14 protein-coding genes are annotated in these 15,859 nt (G+C 53.1%); 6 read left to right on the top strand and 8 right to left on the bottom strand.

From position 1 onward, the window contains the following. The 3 genes from VV869_RS16415 to VV869_RS16405 all read right to left on the bottom strand — a co-directional run. Nucleotides 1-1,040, bottom strand: a 1,040-nt coding sequence (locus VV869_RS16415; RefSeq protein WP_337736002.1) for a DEAD/DEAH box helicase family protein, incomplete at its 3' end; no start/stop codon positions are given. A 1-nt stretch (nt 1,041) separates the two neighbouring features. Further along, on the bottom strand, nt 1,042-3,561 hold the full coding sequence (locus VV869_RS16410) for an ATP-binding protein (RefSeq protein WP_337736001.1): 2,520 nt from the start codon (nt 3,559-3,561) through the stop codon (nt 1,042-1,044). Next, nucleotides 3,558-4,730: a DNA cytosine methyltransferase gene (locus VV869_RS16405; protein ID WP_337736000.1), complete on the bottom strand. Its 1,173-nt coding sequence runs from the start codon at nt 4,728-4,730 to the stop codon at nt 3,558-3,560. Before VV869_RS16405 ends, VV869_RS16410 begins: the two co-directional genes overlap by 4 nt. A gap of 192 nt (nt 4,731-4,922) precedes the next feature. Here VV869_RS16405 and VV869_RS16400 point away from each other — a divergent pair, with 192 nt between their 5' ends. Beyond that, complete coding sequence (locus VV869_RS16400; RefSeq protein ID WP_337735999.1) at nt 4,923-5,258, top strand: hypothetical protein; 336 nt, start codon at nt 4,923-4,925, stop codon at nt 5,256-5,258. A gap of 128 nt (nt 5,259-5,386) precedes the next feature. On the opposite strand, the gene VV869_RS16395 is transcribed toward VV869_RS16400, so the two are convergent. The 3 genes from VV869_RS16395 to VV869_RS16385 form a co-directional block, all read right to left on the bottom strand. After that, a complete protein-coding gene (locus tag VV869_RS16395; RefSeq protein WP_337735998.1) occupies nt 5,387-5,869 on the bottom strand; it encodes a very short patch repair endonuclease in 483 nt (160 codons plus the stop codon). A 245-nt stretch (nt 5,870-6,114) separates the two neighbouring features. Continuing rightward, nucleotides 6,115-6,243, bottom strand: coding sequence for a hypothetical protein (locus VV869_RS16390; RefSeq protein ID WP_337735997.1), 129 nt, complete (start codon nt 6,241-6,243; stop codon nt 6,115-6,117). A gap of 86 nt (nt 6,244-6,329) precedes the next feature. Next, entirely contained in the window at nt 6,330-8,009 is a 1,680-nt protein-coding gene (locus tag VV869_RS16385) for an SWIM zinc finger family protein (RefSeq protein WP_337735996.1), read from the bottom strand. A gap of 457 nt (nt 8,010-8,466) precedes the next feature. Between VV869_RS16385 and VV869_RS16380 the strand changes: the two genes are divergently transcribed. Then, nucleotides 8,467-9,105: a helix-turn-helix domain-containing protein gene (locus VV869_RS16380; RefSeq protein WP_337735995.1), complete on the top strand. Its 639-nt coding sequence runs from the start codon at nt 8,467-8,469 to the stop codon at nt 9,103-9,105. A 67-nt stretch (nt 9,106-9,172) separates the two neighbouring features. After that, a complete protein-coding gene (gene yjjX, locus VV869_RS16375; RefSeq protein ID WP_337735994.1) occupies nt 9,173-9,730 on the top strand; it encodes an inosine/xanthosine triphosphatase in 558 nt (185 codons plus the stop codon). 79 nt (nt 9,731-9,809) lie between these two features. Here yjjX and trpR read toward each other — a convergent pair whose 3' ends face one another. After that, nucleotides 9,810-10,130: a trp operon repressor gene (gene trpR, locus VV869_RS16370; protein ID WP_337735993.1), complete on the bottom strand. Its 321-nt coding sequence runs from the start codon at nt 10,128-10,130 to the stop codon at nt 9,810-9,812. A gap of 123 nt (nt 10,131-10,253) precedes the next feature. Continuing rightward, nucleotides 10,254-12,185, bottom strand: a complete 1,932-nt coding sequence (gene sltY, locus VV869_RS16365) for a murein transglycosylase (protein WP_337735992.1) — start codon at nt 12,183-12,185, stop codon at nt 10,254-10,256. Between the two features lie 243 nt (nt 12,186-12,428). Here sltY and ettA point away from each other — a divergent pair, with 243 nt between their 5' ends. From ettA to VV869_RS16350, 3 genes are all read left to right on the top strand, one after another. Beyond that, nucleotides 12,429-14,096 (top strand): energy-dependent translational throttle protein EttA, encoded by a 1,668-nt coding sequence (gene ettA, locus VV869_RS16360; RefSeq protein WP_337735991.1) that lies wholly within the window; start codon nt 12,429-12,431, stop codon nt 14,094-14,096. Between the two features lie 238 nt (nt 14,097-14,334). Then, nucleotides 14,335-14,715, top strand: coding sequence for a PilZ domain-containing protein (locus VV869_RS16355; RefSeq protein WP_337735990.1), 381 nt, complete (start codon nt 14,335-14,337; stop codon nt 14,713-14,715). An 87-nt stretch (nt 14,716-14,802) separates the two neighbouring features. Next, the gene (locus VV869_RS16350; protein ID WP_337735989.1) at nt 14,803-15,810 is read left to right on the top strand and encodes a M23 family metallopeptidase; all 1,008 of its coding nucleotides are present in this window, start codon (nt 14,803-14,805) and stop codon (nt 15,808-15,810) included. The last annotated feature ends 49 nt before the right edge of the window (nt 15,811-15,859 follow it).

Raw genomic sequence — 15,859 nt, 5'->3', positions numbered from 1 at the left:
AGCGCCTCCCAGTCAATATTGTCAGTAAACATCCGGTAGTCGACATTCGACAAGAAGCCACTTTTCAGCCCCTTCACCAGGTCAATGCTGACAACCGGGTTACCGAATATCCCCTTCAGGTCTGTTTCATCGGGCCGCCACGGCGTCGCCGTGGCACCGACAAGGAAAGGCCCCCCGGGGCGGCCCGCATCTGCAGCATCCAATATACCGGCATACATCCCGTCATCCCCGACGTGGTGGCACTCGTCAACAAAGACAACATCGAACAGCGGTAACTGGTTGCCACCTTGTACATATGACGACACGGTATTCAGGCAGGCGAAGACAAACGGGACCCGCCCGAGCTCATCCGCGCCAGGGCGCTCATAGCCATTCCATACCAACGTTTCCTGCGATGGTTTCAGGTAAGGCCAGAACGAGCGCTCGAGCTGGTAAACAAGGTCGTTGGTGTGGGCCAGGAAAAGGACCCGGACTTCCCCCCCTGACAATACCCGCCGGAGGAATTCGAATGTGACATGCGACTTGCCAAGGCCCGTTGCCATGACGACCAAGGCACGGTTTGCTTCAGGGCGGTGGAACTCCTGCACCAGTAGCTGGATCGCATTTTCCTGGTAGTCGCGCCGCTCAAAGACTTCGCCCGGGCAGCCGTAAGGGTAGCCATCGGGAAGGCGGGATGCATTTTTCACCAACTGGCTGGCACTCCACAGCTGGAACGGGATCCCCTGGGCCATCAAGGCCTGCTGCTGCCTTGCTGCTTTGTCCTGGAAACCATTCAGCGCAACAATCACAGGTACATCAGCACGGTAATAACGCAGGGATTCAAGGGTTGTATCGACCACATCCACACCAATCCTAGATTTCCAGTGCTTTACCTGGATAAGCCAGCGCTTCCCGCCCTTGTGGGCAATAATATCCGCCCCCTTGTCGCGTGTCTGGCCAACCAGCCTTACCCCGGAGAACCCCTTGTGGGCCAGGTAGCGGCATACAAGGCGCTCAAACGCCTGCCATGAGCCATGGATGCTTACTTCGTTGAAAAACATCCTAGCCCTCAAGCCCTTTCTGGAGAAACTCCAGGCTAGCCCGGGTCCTCTTCACCAGGACCGGGTCTATATTCTGGGAGCCAAGGAAACTGGCACAATCCTCAAGGCAGTTCAGGTAGCGGCTGCGTGCCTGCTGCCGGAAATCATCCATCACGGAGTCAGGGATATCCACTATAGAAGAGAATGGTTCGCCCCAGACAGCCCCGTCAAAAAAGCATGCCGTATGCTTGCCAAAAATAGAGACTATGGCGCTGACACCGACAAAGCGCATAAATGATCCATCTGATTTGAACTGCTCCATTTTCGATATGTCCTCGCCCCTGTCGATAAGGTTCCCGACCAGCTCCTTCTTGTCCTTTTCAACCAGTTCCTCAAAGATTTCTTCAGAGGAGCAGGCCAGGATACCTGGCAGGCGGGTAGACAGTTCGGCAAAAAATAGTTCAACATCCTCCCTGACGCTAGCCGAGCTATCGGATAACACCCCGGACCAGTATTTATTTAGGATTTCCCACTCCAGGTTGCTCAGGGAGTGGGCTGGCTGGAAGACCGTCCCCGTCAGGCGGCCATTGGATACATGCTTGTAATAGGCAACCTCGCTGGCAATCATTTCCTCAGGCTTGATAGATAGGGATTTAAAGAGCGGGTGTGTTTTATCGACAAATATTTCTACAGCTTCCCCCTTGTTAACTATCACAGGCAAAACAGTCCCTTTGTCATTGAGGACCATTGGCCTATGCACAGAATAGCACTCGACATCGATCGGCTGGCTATTGGTATCATCAGCCAGCCTGACCGAGCACCCCGGGATAGAAAGCGATTCGTCATAGTCCGAGTTTGCCTTTAGGTATTCCGGAGAAAGCTTGTTGGGCGTGCCGCGGGCGGAGCTGCATTTGGAGCAGTTATCCGCTGTTGCGATATTCTTCGTATTGCAGACCAGGCACAGCCAAGGCTCGACAACCTCGGGGACCTGGGACGCCCCGCATAAATGGCATGACAAGGCAGATAGCGGGATTTCGCCCTCGCACTCAAGGCAGGGCTTGCCGATCAAAATGGCATTGCATACCAGGCACTGCTCGGCAGACTGGAGGTTCTCAGCCGAGCATTCCGGGCACTCAACCAGTGACTCGACAGGCTTGGTATCCGCCCCCTCGACCAAGCTCCACCATTCGTCATCGTCAAAGTAGCCAGGCACCCCCTCGTTAAACTTCCTGAGGTATTCTTCTTCTGTCTTGCGGGGAATACGCTTTGCCGTATTTGATGCTTCATCCCAGTACCCCATATAGAGGTCTTTCTTGCCAAACTGGCGGACCCGGCGGAAGCCTTGGTACAGGGTATAGACAGGGGAGTCATTCGGGACCCCGTTCGTCTTGCCGGGCTGGAGCGACGTCTCGCCACGAAGGAAAGCAATAGCTGCCAGCCACTCGGGGCTGCTCCGCTGGAAGTCCTGCTTCATGAAGTCAACCGGTACGTGGTCCATCTGGACCTCGCCGACGATACGGCCATAGGTACCATCTATCGGGTAGTCCTTGATTGCGTTCCCGAACTCATCAACAAACTCAAAGAAGGCCGACTTCTCAAGCAGCCTGATAGCCCTCCCGTTCCGGATCAGGTCAATCCCGAAATGGGACTCGTCGTCATAGCGCTGGATCCCGACCCAACCCCTGACCGTTTCATCTATAGTCCTCAGCGACAGGGAGGTACACACCGGGCAGGCATCTTTCTCTTCCGGGACGAGCGCAAAGCACTCGGTACAGCGTTTTTGGGTACCAATAACTTCGGAAAACTCACGCCTTGCATAAATCCGCCCACTCCCTTTGCGCTCGACGAAGCGCTTGCTGCCCCAGACACAATGGTGGAAAGGCTTACAATGTTCACCATTGACAACAATATTGACTGATTTCTGCTTAAGCAGGGTAGAATAGCGGCGGCCGATTTCCGAGCGGACCCTCGGTCGGCCGTAGCCAACCAGCTTTTGTACAAAGCCTGAGTTCGCGTTGCCTTTCGGCCACCAGTTCGATATTTCGACAATGGTACCGTTTTCAAAGCCCTCCGGCTTGTCGACCAGCTCAGGGGTAACCTCAAAGCTCGATTTTTCCTGGATGGCAACAAGATCCACAACAACCTTGAGGGCTTTCTGGTCACCCTTACGGGCAGTTATAACCGTTGTCCGGCTGCCGAGCTTGCCTGTGGCAATATTGAGCCCCATACCAAAAAGGCCAAGGCTGTCATATGGGTTATTGCCGGAAAAGCCGGCTTTCAATGCTTTTTCTGCCATGGCCGGAGACATACCGATACCGTTATCACGAACACGGATCACCCCCAGGTTATCTTCCAGCTCCTTGCGGGAAGGGAGGTCAATGATTGCCATCGGGTTAGAAACCCCGAAGCCGGAGTTCCTCGAAAGGGCAAAGGAATCGATGGCGTTGTCTATCAGCTCGGAAAGCGCATCCATAGGCTTAAGCGGCGTATGTGTCAGGGCAATAAGGACTTTTGGATCCGGCGTCAGGTCAAAAGGCTTCATTTATGTAATTCCTCGAGAAAACTCAAAATAGCCCCAGATATGGCAGCAGACAGCTTCACAGGGACACCATTCCCTATCGTCTTGAACTTATCCGTCAATGTCATATCCTCAGGGAGCCGGTATTCATTGGGTACAGACTGGAGCAGCATGGCCTCCCGCACAGACAGGCGCCGCGGAAGCACCGGGTGCAAGTGCACCTCGTTGTTGCCATAAGCCGCTGTCGGGCTATATCTGTAGCGGTGCAGCCTCTTGAAGCTCTTGCGGGATACATCACCTTCAAGCACTTCGCCGATCTTACCACTCCTGGGGGAAAGCCACTCACCGCTGTTGGGTAGCGAAAAGCGGGCCTCATCGCAAATATATGTCCCGACCATCAGTGGCTCGGGGCAAGGGGGGCGTTCGGGTACCCCTCCCTTTTCAACTGGCTCACTGGGCCAGATAAAGCGGGACTTGGCGCCATGGAACTCAGGGTGTATAGGCCATGGAAACCAGTTTTCATACATCTCAAAAAAAGCGTTCATTGTGTGGCTGCGCAGCCTGGGAAGCGCCCCCGATATAGAGACAAGTTTCTTGTAGCTCGGCGGTAGCAGAAGCGGACGCAGATAGGTTTTCCGGAAACCAACAATAAAAACCCGCTCGCGGTCCTGGGGAACCCCAAAATCAAGCGCATTCAGTATTTTGATGTCGACCACATACCTTCTGGTCAATTTATCTAGAAGGTTTGCCAAGAATTCACGGTGCTTGCTTGTGCGCAAAAGGCCCGGAACGTTCTCAAACAAGAAGAAGGTAGGGTTAATTTCTAGAATACGGTTTACGTATACTTCTGACAGCTTGCCGTTGCTCCCCGTTTCCCCTTTATTTTTACCGCCGACAGAAAAGTCAGGACAAGGAGGGCCACCGATTATCCCAAACAAACCTGGCGGTTTATTGCCGCCAAAGGCTTCACTCAGGATCTCATTCGGGCCAATCTCCAATACAGACCGCGTATTCTGGACCTTCGCCGAAGAGCCGCTATACCCAAGCGAAGATATCCCTGTTTCAAACCCCTTAACAAATGGCAAGTAGTTTTCGTTATGCCAGAGAGTATGGAACCCGTTTTGCAAGAAGCCTATATCCAGGAACCCTGCACCGGTGAAAAATGACAGTAGAGGTATGCCGTCTAACTTCATGGCCTTTCATCATTAAACATCCATAAAACAGCATGGTAGCACTGATTACGTTCCCTGTAGAGAACAGGCCTAACACTACACGTACCTCATATCACTTACAGCTCACAAACCAATGTTTTTAATACACAAATCACATTACACCAGACTTTTTTGAAGTAGATTGTGTAATTGAATACGAGAGAGGATAACCTTATGGATTATGACGCAGATATCATTCCACTTTTCAAAAAATACATCGGTAATACTCTAAAAAGCTTATCTGGAAGATCGGATATTACTGTGAATAATGTAAATAATAATGGTTTCAACATAACCTGTTCAGATGGTCAAGTGCTCCAAGAATCCCATCGACGAACAAGAATTGTTTTTGAAAAGCTCCTATCCGAAGGTGTGGTTCATGTCGATGCTGCACTACAAAACAGTGGTAGTCGAAGAAACATACCAGAAACACTTATTGCCAATTTACCATTTATCGAGCATGGCAAAGTAAACAATAGACAGCACCTATTCCTGAAAACACATAAATGAAACAATAAAACAGGAGCATGATAACGAATAAAAAACAACAAGATTCGCCACGCTAAAAGTATTTATTAACGTGGCGAAATTCAAGCTCAACATGTATATTAACCCAGATTAAAATCCTAGCTCGCATATTAATAACGAACAACTTCAACCTTACATTTAATATCTATATTCAAATTAGGAAGCTCATCATTTCCACTTACCTCACAAGAACCCGCTCCACTTTTTAACCAACAACTAACAAAGTCAATTAATTCATCAAAATTAAAAAACTCAGATTTCCTGATTGCACACTCCCATACAACTAAAATTCGCCATTTATAGTTAGTTAACCATTGATATACCTGATGGTCTCGCTCTCGGTTTCGTTTGAACTTATCAACCCAGTACCTACTGTGCTTTAAAGGTATGTGTGATATTGAGCATCCCTCATGAGCATGCCAAAAACAACCATGAACAAAAATCACTGCTTTATACTTTGGAAAAACAATATCTGGGCGTCCTTTTAGTCTCTTATCATGAAGACGATATCGGAACCCTTTATAAAAAAGGTTTTTCCTTAAAAAAACTTCAACCTTTGTATTCGTTGATTTAAATAACCTCATGTTAGGCATATTTACCCACCATACTGATTACCCAACAAGAAAACAATCAAGGATGAGCAAAAAAATATTTAATTTACCACTCCCATCAAGAACACACCTCATATAATAAACACCTGATATCAAACAATAATAACATAAAAATCAAGATCCACATAAAGAGTATAGGACAACGATAAAAACATTTCTCTTATGGTCATAAACATTTCAATGCATTGTGATGGGGGCATATATCAACAAATATATTCCTAAATTATCTACTGTCCTCCCGCTTCCCCCGCTCCCACAATCGCCGGGATTTGGTGGATCAGCGCCGGGTTGTCGATGGCTTCGACCATGAACAAGGCAAAGTCGGTTCGGCGGGTCAGGTTGCCATTTAGCGACAATCATGGATTCAATCACGGCCTTGGTGCCCTCAAGGCCATCAGTGACAACATACCCAACAATCTCTGCACTAAGCACAGCAGATTGCTTACAGATAATCGTTATAATGGGTTTGAAACAGCTTCAGCATGTTGCGCTTGCGCTTATAAATTTGCGCCAGTTGCTCGACCTGGACGTAAAAGACAGCCAAGGTATCGGGATGGCTTTGCAACTGGGATTCCAACTGTTGCAACAGAGCGATGGCTTTTTCGTATGCGTCATTGTTAGTTTGTTCAATCGTGGCGGAGACCACACGCACGTAATAGCTCAGTGTTTCCTGCGGCTTTTGATCGACGATTCGGTTGGCAAGTTCAAGCAGCACCTCCGTATTGATCCGGTGACGCGCCACCCAGTCACAAGCCTTCACCAACGCGCCGGTATCCATGTAGAATTCAACCAGCGCATCGTTATCTCTGGAGGCATAATCGGAGTTACCAGGGCGGTAGATCGCCTGAAACTTTTGCTCTACCCGGGCAAGGAATGCATCGTCCTCAATATTGTGTGTCTTTTTAAACCGTGCCAGTTGTTGATACTCCTGAAAACTTGGGTGCAACTCAAAAATATCATTGGCCAGCTGCCATGCCGGCTTTAACTCGCCTTGCCGGACGTGGATCTTGACCGCCATCCGATCACATTCCACCAGCTCAAACTTCGAGGCCGAATGTCGTGCCTTGCTCAGCCAATACTCTGCATCCAACGGCTCATCATGTGCCAGATATATCTCGCACACTTCGAGAAAATCATGCGTCCGCGTCGCTATTTTTTGTTTCAGGTCGGCAACTTCCCGCCAATCTTTCGCACTGTCGATCAACGGCTTCGCGTAAGTTTGCAGCAGCCATGGGGACTCATCTCTGACATCGCAGCTCTCTATCGCCTCACGACACAGCGCCAGATAATGCGGATTATCCTTCCATGCATTGGCGAAATGCTCTTCAATGGATGGAAAGAAATCAAACTCATCAGATGTCAGGTGTTCAAACAACCACTGGGCTTTCTGCTGTTCGGGCCAGTCTAATCTGGCGAAAACTTCCGGCATTTTGCGACAGATGAGCGCCTCGACACCAAAACGTGCCCCATAGGAGTCATCAATACGCTCAAGTACTAAATTCAGCCGCTCTACAACGTCATACATCAGCTGCCACTGCTGTGGCACCGCCAACTTATCCACGGCGTCAAACACCATGTCCAGTTGCCCCTCGGCATCCACAAAGTAATCATCGATATCACGCCAACTCCAGATCTCACAACGGGGCAAAGCTTTCGTCACCATCGACTGGAGATCCCGATACGACAGCTTTTCCTCACTGAGACGAGTTTTCGTCAACAACCGATTCCACGCTGCGGGGTCTTCAACCAGATAAGCCATAAGCATATCTAAAAGCTCACTTTTCTCCAGTTGGGCAAGATGGTCTTGAATCAGCGCGCTTTCACTACCGGTTTGCTCATCGGCTTCACTCACCGTGAGCACCACGGCAACCGCATGTTTACACATGGTCTGATACTCAGCTGCCGGGCAAGTACAGGAGCAGCCCAGAGTGCTCCCGGTATTGACCTGTACCTGATAGGTGTAAGAGCCATCAACGAGCGCCGAAATTGTATCCCCGTTGATACTGACATTGCGTACCACGCCGGAGAGCGCTAGGTCAGCCCCCTTGGCAAAAGTCGTAGCGCCGCAAAGCTGCTGCACTTCGTCCATGTCGATAAGAAGATCTGAATTGTCAGTCATCATTGATCCATTGCTTCTGAGTTTGAGTTCGTACTAACCGGCCTCGCATTCTACACCAATCGCAATGTTTTCAACGATTTCTCAACTACGGCATCACAGCCCCAGCACACCATGCGCAAGGGGTATTGTTTTCAATAAATTGATGATTTGACCACGTGCCAGCGGGCATTTTTCACCCACTCTACACCCCTGATTTGCAACGGATTGTTTGCAACAAAATTTGGATACATGTCAAAACAGTGATCTGCTGTTCAACATTGTGGTTTTTATGGCGCTTATTTTTCAAATTGAAATTTGTCCCGTTTTTTACCCATCATGACCTGCAGGTATATTCCTTTAACGAAATCAATCGCACTTTTGATTTCCCGATGCTTCCTCTCAGGTCGTATTAAGTAAAATCTTTTATAACTTTTACGAATGCGATTTGCATTGAACCATTGTGAGCAGGATGCGATAGATTATGGAATATTTAGAGAGAATTAAGCGCCTGGCGAAAGTCCAGGGCATCAGCCAGAAACAACTCGGTGAAGCGCTCAATTTGCAACAAGGCACCATGAGCCGCAAGCTGTCCGGTAAATACGGCATCGAAGTCCGCGAGCTGGAGAAAATTGCCCAAACGTTGAATACCTCGATCAGCTACCTGCTGACCGGGCAAATCGACACCGGCACGCAGGCGACGACGGCCATCAGCAGCGAATCGGCCAATGGCTCCACCAGCACCTATATTCCGATTATTCACCGTAAAGATTTCATCTCTTACACCCGGGGTGCCTCGGTGGATGTGGTCAGCAAGCGGGCGATCCCTCATCACCTGGATCGGGACGATTGCCTGGGCCTGCTGGTCGACAATGAAAACATCGCCCAATGCGCGCCGGTCGGCAGCTATGCGCTGGCGACTCGCAAGGCCAGCTACCGTCCGAAGCAGCCGGTATTTGCCTCGGTGCGCGGCAGCGAGCCGGATTTCTATCACATGACCCAACTGGCCGACGGCGTGGTGTTCTCGACCTCGCAGCCGGACTTCCCGAACCTGTTCGTCAACAACGATGAATTCCAGATCCACGGCTACATCATCCAGTCCGACTGGGCTTACGATCGCTAACCGGCCGACACAAGCGGCGTGACTTCGCGCCGACTGTCCGTACAATAGCTGAGGTGGAGGTAAGTTTATGTTATCAGTGATTGTCGCCTCAGCGAATCCAGCCAAAATTGCTGCCGTTGCTGACGCTTTTTCCGAAGTATTTCCTGATCTGTGTTTTGATTTTGAAGGGGTGAATGTCGCCAGCGACGTGCGCGATCAACCGATGTGCGCCGACGAAACCCTGGCCGGTGCCCGCAACCGGGTGGTCAATGCCCGCCGCGCCAAGCCGGGTGCCGATTATTATGTCAGTATCGAAGCCGGGATCGACGGCCCGTATACCTTTGCCTGGATGGTGATCGAAAACCACACCCAGCGCGGCGAATCCCGCTCGGCTTCCCTGCCGCTGCCCCCGGCGGCGATGGAGAAAATCCATCAGGGACTTGAGCTGGGCGATGTGATGGATGAGATGTTCAACCAGAACAATGTGAAACAAAAAGGCGGCGCGATTGCGATGCTGACCAATCACAAACTGAGCCGCAGCTCGGTGTATCAGCAGGCGCTGATCCTGGCGCTGATCCCGTTTACCCATCCGGAGTTGTTCCCAGCCCAGGCCCAGGACCAAGAAACATCCGGCGTGTCGGCGTAAATCCCGGCCCGCAACGCCGGAAACAACAAACCCTGCCAAGTGGCAGGGTTTGTGTTTTTCAGAAGGATTGTTTTGATGCTCAGTCCTGATGCACGTGCTGGGCTTTTAACAGCTCAGACAACCAGGCTTTGGTGCTGTCGTCATGGTGCTTGAGCTCATTGGAGCCCCGGGTGATCGTCGCCACCCCAACCCCCAGCAGTTCACTGATTTTACGCTGGCTGCGCTCACCGTTGAGCAGCTCGTGGAAAATGTTGATCCGCGTGAGCAGCACGCTGCGCTCATCCGGGGTCAGCAACAATTTCAGTAACAGCTCATCTTTTTGCTCGTCGGTGGCCTGGCGGAAAATATCCAGCACTTGCTGCCACTCAGTGAAATCGGGCGTTTCTGGGGTGGAAGACATGTCAACCTCATCATATAGGGATGGTTCTCTGCCCCGGATTCTATCCTGATCCAGAAGGACAACCAAGCCATGGTGCCTTCCGGATCAGCCACAACGCCCATTCCGGCGCTCAACCGCGCGCGTCTAGTACTTGGCCGACAGCTCGTTGGCCTTGAGCAGCGGGGTTTTCTTGCCGATCAAATCGCCATAATAGACCTCGAACATCAGGATATTTTGCACATAGCCCCGGGTTTCGTTAAACGGGATCGCCTCAATAAACGCGTACACGTCCAGCTCGCCGTCGGTTTCCGCCCGCCAGCGCTTCACCCGTCCGGGTCCGGCGTTATAGGCGGCAAATGCAAAAATCCGGTTGTTGTCGTACTGCTCCAGCATCATTTTCAGATAGCCACTGCCAAGGCGAATATTCACCCCGGGATCGAGCAGGCTGCCCTTGCCTTCGTAACTGCGGCCCAGCTTGCGGGCAGTCTCTTCGGCCGTCGCCGGCATCAGTTGCATCAGGCCGCGCGCCCCGACCGGCGACACCGCATCGACATTGAGCGCGCTTTCCTGACGTGCCAGCGCCATCATGGTGGTGGCCGGCAACTCACGTTTTTTGCTGAAAAAGTCAAACCACCACTTATGGGCAACCGGGAACCGCAGCTCAATGTAATCCCACAGCTGGCCGGAAATGGTGGCCTGCACCGCCAGGTGATGCCACTTATTGGCGGCCGCATAGGTGGCCAGCATCAGCACCTGCTCACTGTCCATGCCATCAAGCAGATAATCCCATTCGCGCCGGGCAGCGAACTCTTTCTCCATCGCAATCAGCTCTTTGATCCGGCTCAGCGTCTGGCCGTACTGCTTGATCAAGCCCCGCGGCTTGGCCGGACTCTTGATTGGATACAGGATCGGTTTGCCCAGCACCGTGGCTGCGGCGGCGCTGTAGAAGTCCCGCTGACCCAGGATCGAGCGATACACTTCGGCCGCGCCCTGCTGATCGCCGTTTTGCGCCATCAGGCGGGCACGCCAGAAGGTCCAGCGCGGCGTTGACCGGGCTGCTGCCGGCAGACGCTCAAGCCACTGCGCGACGGCTTCCCAATCGGCATCGCGGATCGCCAGCCGGATCCGGCGCTCCAGCAGGCGGGTGCTCTTGCTGGTTTTCAGCTTGTCGTCGCGCCAACGGATCAAGTCGTCATCATCGGTCGAGAACAGCCAGCCCGCAGTGTAATCAGCCATTTGCTGGCGTTTGTGCTTGCCAAAGCGCTGGCCGGTCATGGCGCGCTCATACTGCGCCACCGCTTCGCGGACATCCTTTCGGACCAGGCGCTTGTAGGCCAGCAGCGTCAGGTTCTGGTGAAACGGCGTCACCCGGCTGCGCTTGGCAAACTCGGCGACTTTCTCCGGATCGTCAAACAGCGCCAGCACATCGCTGCCCCGGGTCTTGCCCTTGCCGGACAGCTGGCGGTTGAGGTAGTTAAGGCGGCTGCGTCCCCCCTCTTCGAACACCAGTAACATCCGGTCCAGGATCAGGGTATTGGTTCTGCGCCCGGCCGCCTGCCATTTGTTCAGCAGAGGGTCACAGGCATCACTGAGGGATTTCCCGGTCAGCCACAGCGAAGCGGCACCCTGCCAGGCCATCTCGGCATTGCCGAGCTTGCTCTGGGCATAGTAATAATGACACCGCAGCACTTCCCCGCGCGGCGGCATCGGCTGAATTTCAATAAAGTTCTGCCAGCGCTCATCTTCGGCCAGCTTTTCCAGATAGCGGGTCTTGATACTGGTGCTGAACGGCAGGCTTTGGTACTTGGCCATGAAGGCTTCCACCTCGGCCGGCGTTTTCTCCGATAGCTCGCGCGAGAAGTCACGGTAGTCGAGATACGGCACCAGCGGGTAGCCGTCGAGCTTACTGCGCAACTGGCGATAGCGGCTGATCTCGTCCTGGTTCAGCGCCTCCCCGGCTTGCTCATACCACTCACGCTGCTGCTCCAGCGAAGCCGCCAGCCCCGTCGAACCGCTTAACAGGCCTACCGAGATCACAACCATCGGTAGTAATTTACGGGTAAAAAAGCAAATCACAACATCATCCTACTTACGACTCCAGGCAACACATCCTGTGCATGCAGGCCCATTTCTGCGCGGCATCCTGAACAGAGCCGCAATGTTCATGAACAGAACTACAATGCTCCTGAACACCGCCGCAATACCGGGCCCGGCGCAGTCTGTGTTTATCTTAACCGCTAATTATGAACATAGCTGTTAAACTTATGTCCAGAACAGGTAAAATACCCCTTTCATTTAGTTTAGAGATCGCAAACGGATATGGCTGAATACGTCTATACCATGTCGCGCGTAGGCAAGATCGTCCCGCCTAAGCGCCAAATTCTGAAAGATATTTCCCTGAGTTTCTTCCCTGGCGCCAAGATCGGTGTTCTGGGCCTGAACGGTTCCGGTAAATCAACTCTGCTGCGCATCATGGCCGGGATCGATACCGATATCGAAGGTGAAGCACGTCCGCAACCGGGCCTGAATGTCGGCTACCTGCCGCAGGAGCCGGTGTTGGATGAAGAAAAAACCGTCCGCGAAGTGGTTGAAGAAGCCGTGGGCGATGTGAAGCACGCCCTGACCCGTCTGGACGCTGTGTACGCTGCGTACGCCGAGCCGGATGCGGACTTCGACGCCCTGGCCAAAGAGCAAGGCGAGCTGGAAGCTCTGATCGCCGCGAAAGACGGTCACAACCTGGACAACCAACTGGAGCGTGCGGCCGATGCCCTGCGCCTGCCGGAGTGGGATGCCCAAGTCAAATACCTGTCGGGTGGTGAGCGCCGCCGTGTGGCGATTTGTCGCCTGCTGCTGGAAAAACCAGACATGCTGCTGCTCGACGAACCAACCAACCACCTGGATGCAGAGTCGGTTGCCTGGCTGGAGCACTTCCTGGTCGATTACAGCGGGACTGTCGTGGCCATCACGCACGACCGTTACTTCCTGGACAACGCTGCCGGCTGGATCCTCGAGCTGGACCGTGGTGAAGGGATCCCTTGGGAAGGCAACTACACCTCCTGGCTGGAGCAGAAAGATGCCCGTCTGAAGCAAGAAGCTTCCCAAGAGAAAGCACGTCAGAAGACCATCGAGAAAGAGCTGGAGTGGGTTCGTCAGAATCCGAAGGGCCGTCAGGCGAAATCCAAAGCGCGTATGGCTCGCTTTGAAGAGCTGACCAGCACCGACCACCAGCGCCGGAACGAAACCAACGAGCTGTTCATCCCGCCGGGTGAGCGTCTGGGTGACAAGGTCATCGACGTCAACAACCTGACCAAATCGTTCGGTGATCGCGTTCTGATTGACGACCTGTCTTTCAGCGTACCGAAAGGTGCCATCGTGGGCATCATCGGTGCCAACGGTGCCGGTAAATCAACCCTGTTCAAGATGCTGAGCGGCTCCGAGCAACCGGATGCCGGCTCTATCGAGCTGGGTGATACCGTGAAACTGGCCTCTGTAGAGCAGTTCCGCGACAGCATGAACGACAACAACACGGTTTACCAGGAGATCTCGGAAGGTTCGGATATTATCCGCATCAACAACTTCGAGCTGCAATCCCGTGCGTACGTGTCACGCTTTAACTTCAAAGGCAGCGACCAGCAAAAACGCATCGGCGAGCTGTCCGGTGGTGAGCGTAACCGTGTTCACCTGGCGAAACTGCTGAAAGCCGGCGGCAACGTGCTGCTGCTCGATGAACCGACCAACGACCTGGACGTAGAAACCCTGCGCGCCCTGGAAGAAGCCCTGCTGGAATTCCCGGGCTGTGCCATGGTGATCTCGCACGACCGTTGGTTCCTGGACCGTATCGCGACCCACATTCTGGACTACCGTGATGAAGGTCAGGTGAACTTCTTCGAAGGCAACTACACCGAATACACCGATTGGCTGAAGAAAACGCTGGGTGCGCAGGCTGCTGAGCCACACCGCATCAAGTACAAGCGTATTGCCAAATAACCGGCACGGCTTTTGACCGCCAACACGGTCAAACGCGGACAAGATCTAAAACGAACAAGATCAAAAGCTGACAAGGGCTGCTTCGGCAGCCCTTTTTGATGTCTGAATAAATTGTGCTTTCTGTCGCTATCTTGCGACAAAAATGCGCCGGGACGGCATATTTTGTGAGCTATTTTCTGGAGAAAAGTCTCAATATTCATTACACTTAAGCGGATAAAAACATCAATAAGTCCTGCATATGACCGAACGTCGACACTTTACCCGAATTTTATACCAAGCACAGGCTGAGCTTCAGCAAGGGACACGTGTTTGGGCGGCAGAAGTGCGCGATTTGTCATTGCAAGGGGTGCTGCTCACCTGCCCGCCTGACTGGGCACCCGAAGCCGACACGACGACCGATCCAACCTACCGCGTGCGCTTCACCCTCCACGACAGTGACATCACCCTGACCATGGACGCCCGGCTGGTCCACTACGACAGCCATTATCTGCGCCTGCAGATCCACCATTTTGATATTGACAGTGTCAGTCATCTCAAACGGCTCGTCGAACTCAACGTCGGGACCGATACGTTGCTCAAGCGCGAGCTTGAACACCTGACCGACCTGCACAACCCCTAGTGCGAACAAGCACGGGCGCGAATAACAATAAAAATTCTGACAGCAGCAGAATACCTGACAAAAACAAAATAAAAGCAACCATAAACCATGTCCGACAACCATCGACCGTCAGCCCCGACGCAGCGCGTTACTGCCCGGGACTGGCTGAACCATTACAATAAACGCAATCTCATCCTGATGTTCAGCACGTTTCTGCTCATGCTCGGGGCCGGCAGCTACAGCGTCTATCAGCTTTATCTGCAAAACCAGGCGGCCAGCCACCAACTGAGCCAGCTCAGCTTCCGCACCCAGGAGCTGATCGCGTCATTATCGGAAGAAAATGCCGCCAACCAGAGCCTGACCCAGGAGCTGGAAGAAAAGAAATATGCGCTCAAAACCCTGACCCAGCGGGTCGATGATGTCGAGACCATTCTCGGGCTGCAATCGGGCGACGGCGAAGATGTGCCGCTGGCACAACGCGTCAACAGTGCCGCCGTCAGCTCCGCGGTGCGGGGCACCCTGTTTCGTCTGTTGCCGAATGGCAGTCCGACCCCGGGGATCCGCATGTCATCAGGCTTCGGCACCCGGGTCCATCCGGTCACCGGCAAACGCAAGTACCACCGCGGCCTGGACTTTGCCGCCAACACCGGCACCCCCATCTATGCCCCGGCGGACGGCGTGATTGAAGCCGTGCGTCCGAGCAAGAAAGGCTCCGGCAACTTTATCAAGCTCAACCATTCCCTGGGCTTTGCCACCACCTATTCGCACCTGAGCCGCTTTAACGTCAAGCGCGGCCAGTTCGTGCGCAAGGGCGAGCTGATTGCCTGGTCCGGCAATACCGGCCTCTCCACCGGCCCGCACCTGCATTATGAGATCCGCTTCCTCGGCAGGGCCCTGAACCCGCGCCCGTTCGTACAGTGGACCCCGGACAACTTCGATACCCTGTTCGAGAAAGAAACCACGGTTCAGTGGGCTTCCCTGCTGGACATGGTCAACACCATCGTCTCGATGCAGGTTCAGCTGACCCAAGCACCGGTGGATACCCGGCCCATCACCACCGCCAGAAACCAGCCGGTCAGTGAATCTGCCGCCAGCGCTGAGGCCACATTACAATAGCACCGGGGCTGTTGTTTTTGCCCACCAAACAAAAACGAGAGCACACTAT

The sequence above is a fragment of the Photobacterium sp. MCCC 1A19761 genome, assembly GCF_037389125.1.
Classification (GTDB): Bacteria; Pseudomonadota; Gammaproteobacteria; order Enterobacterales; family Vibrionaceae; genus Photobacterium.
This window is presented reverse-complemented; position numbering and strand designations above follow the sequence as displayed.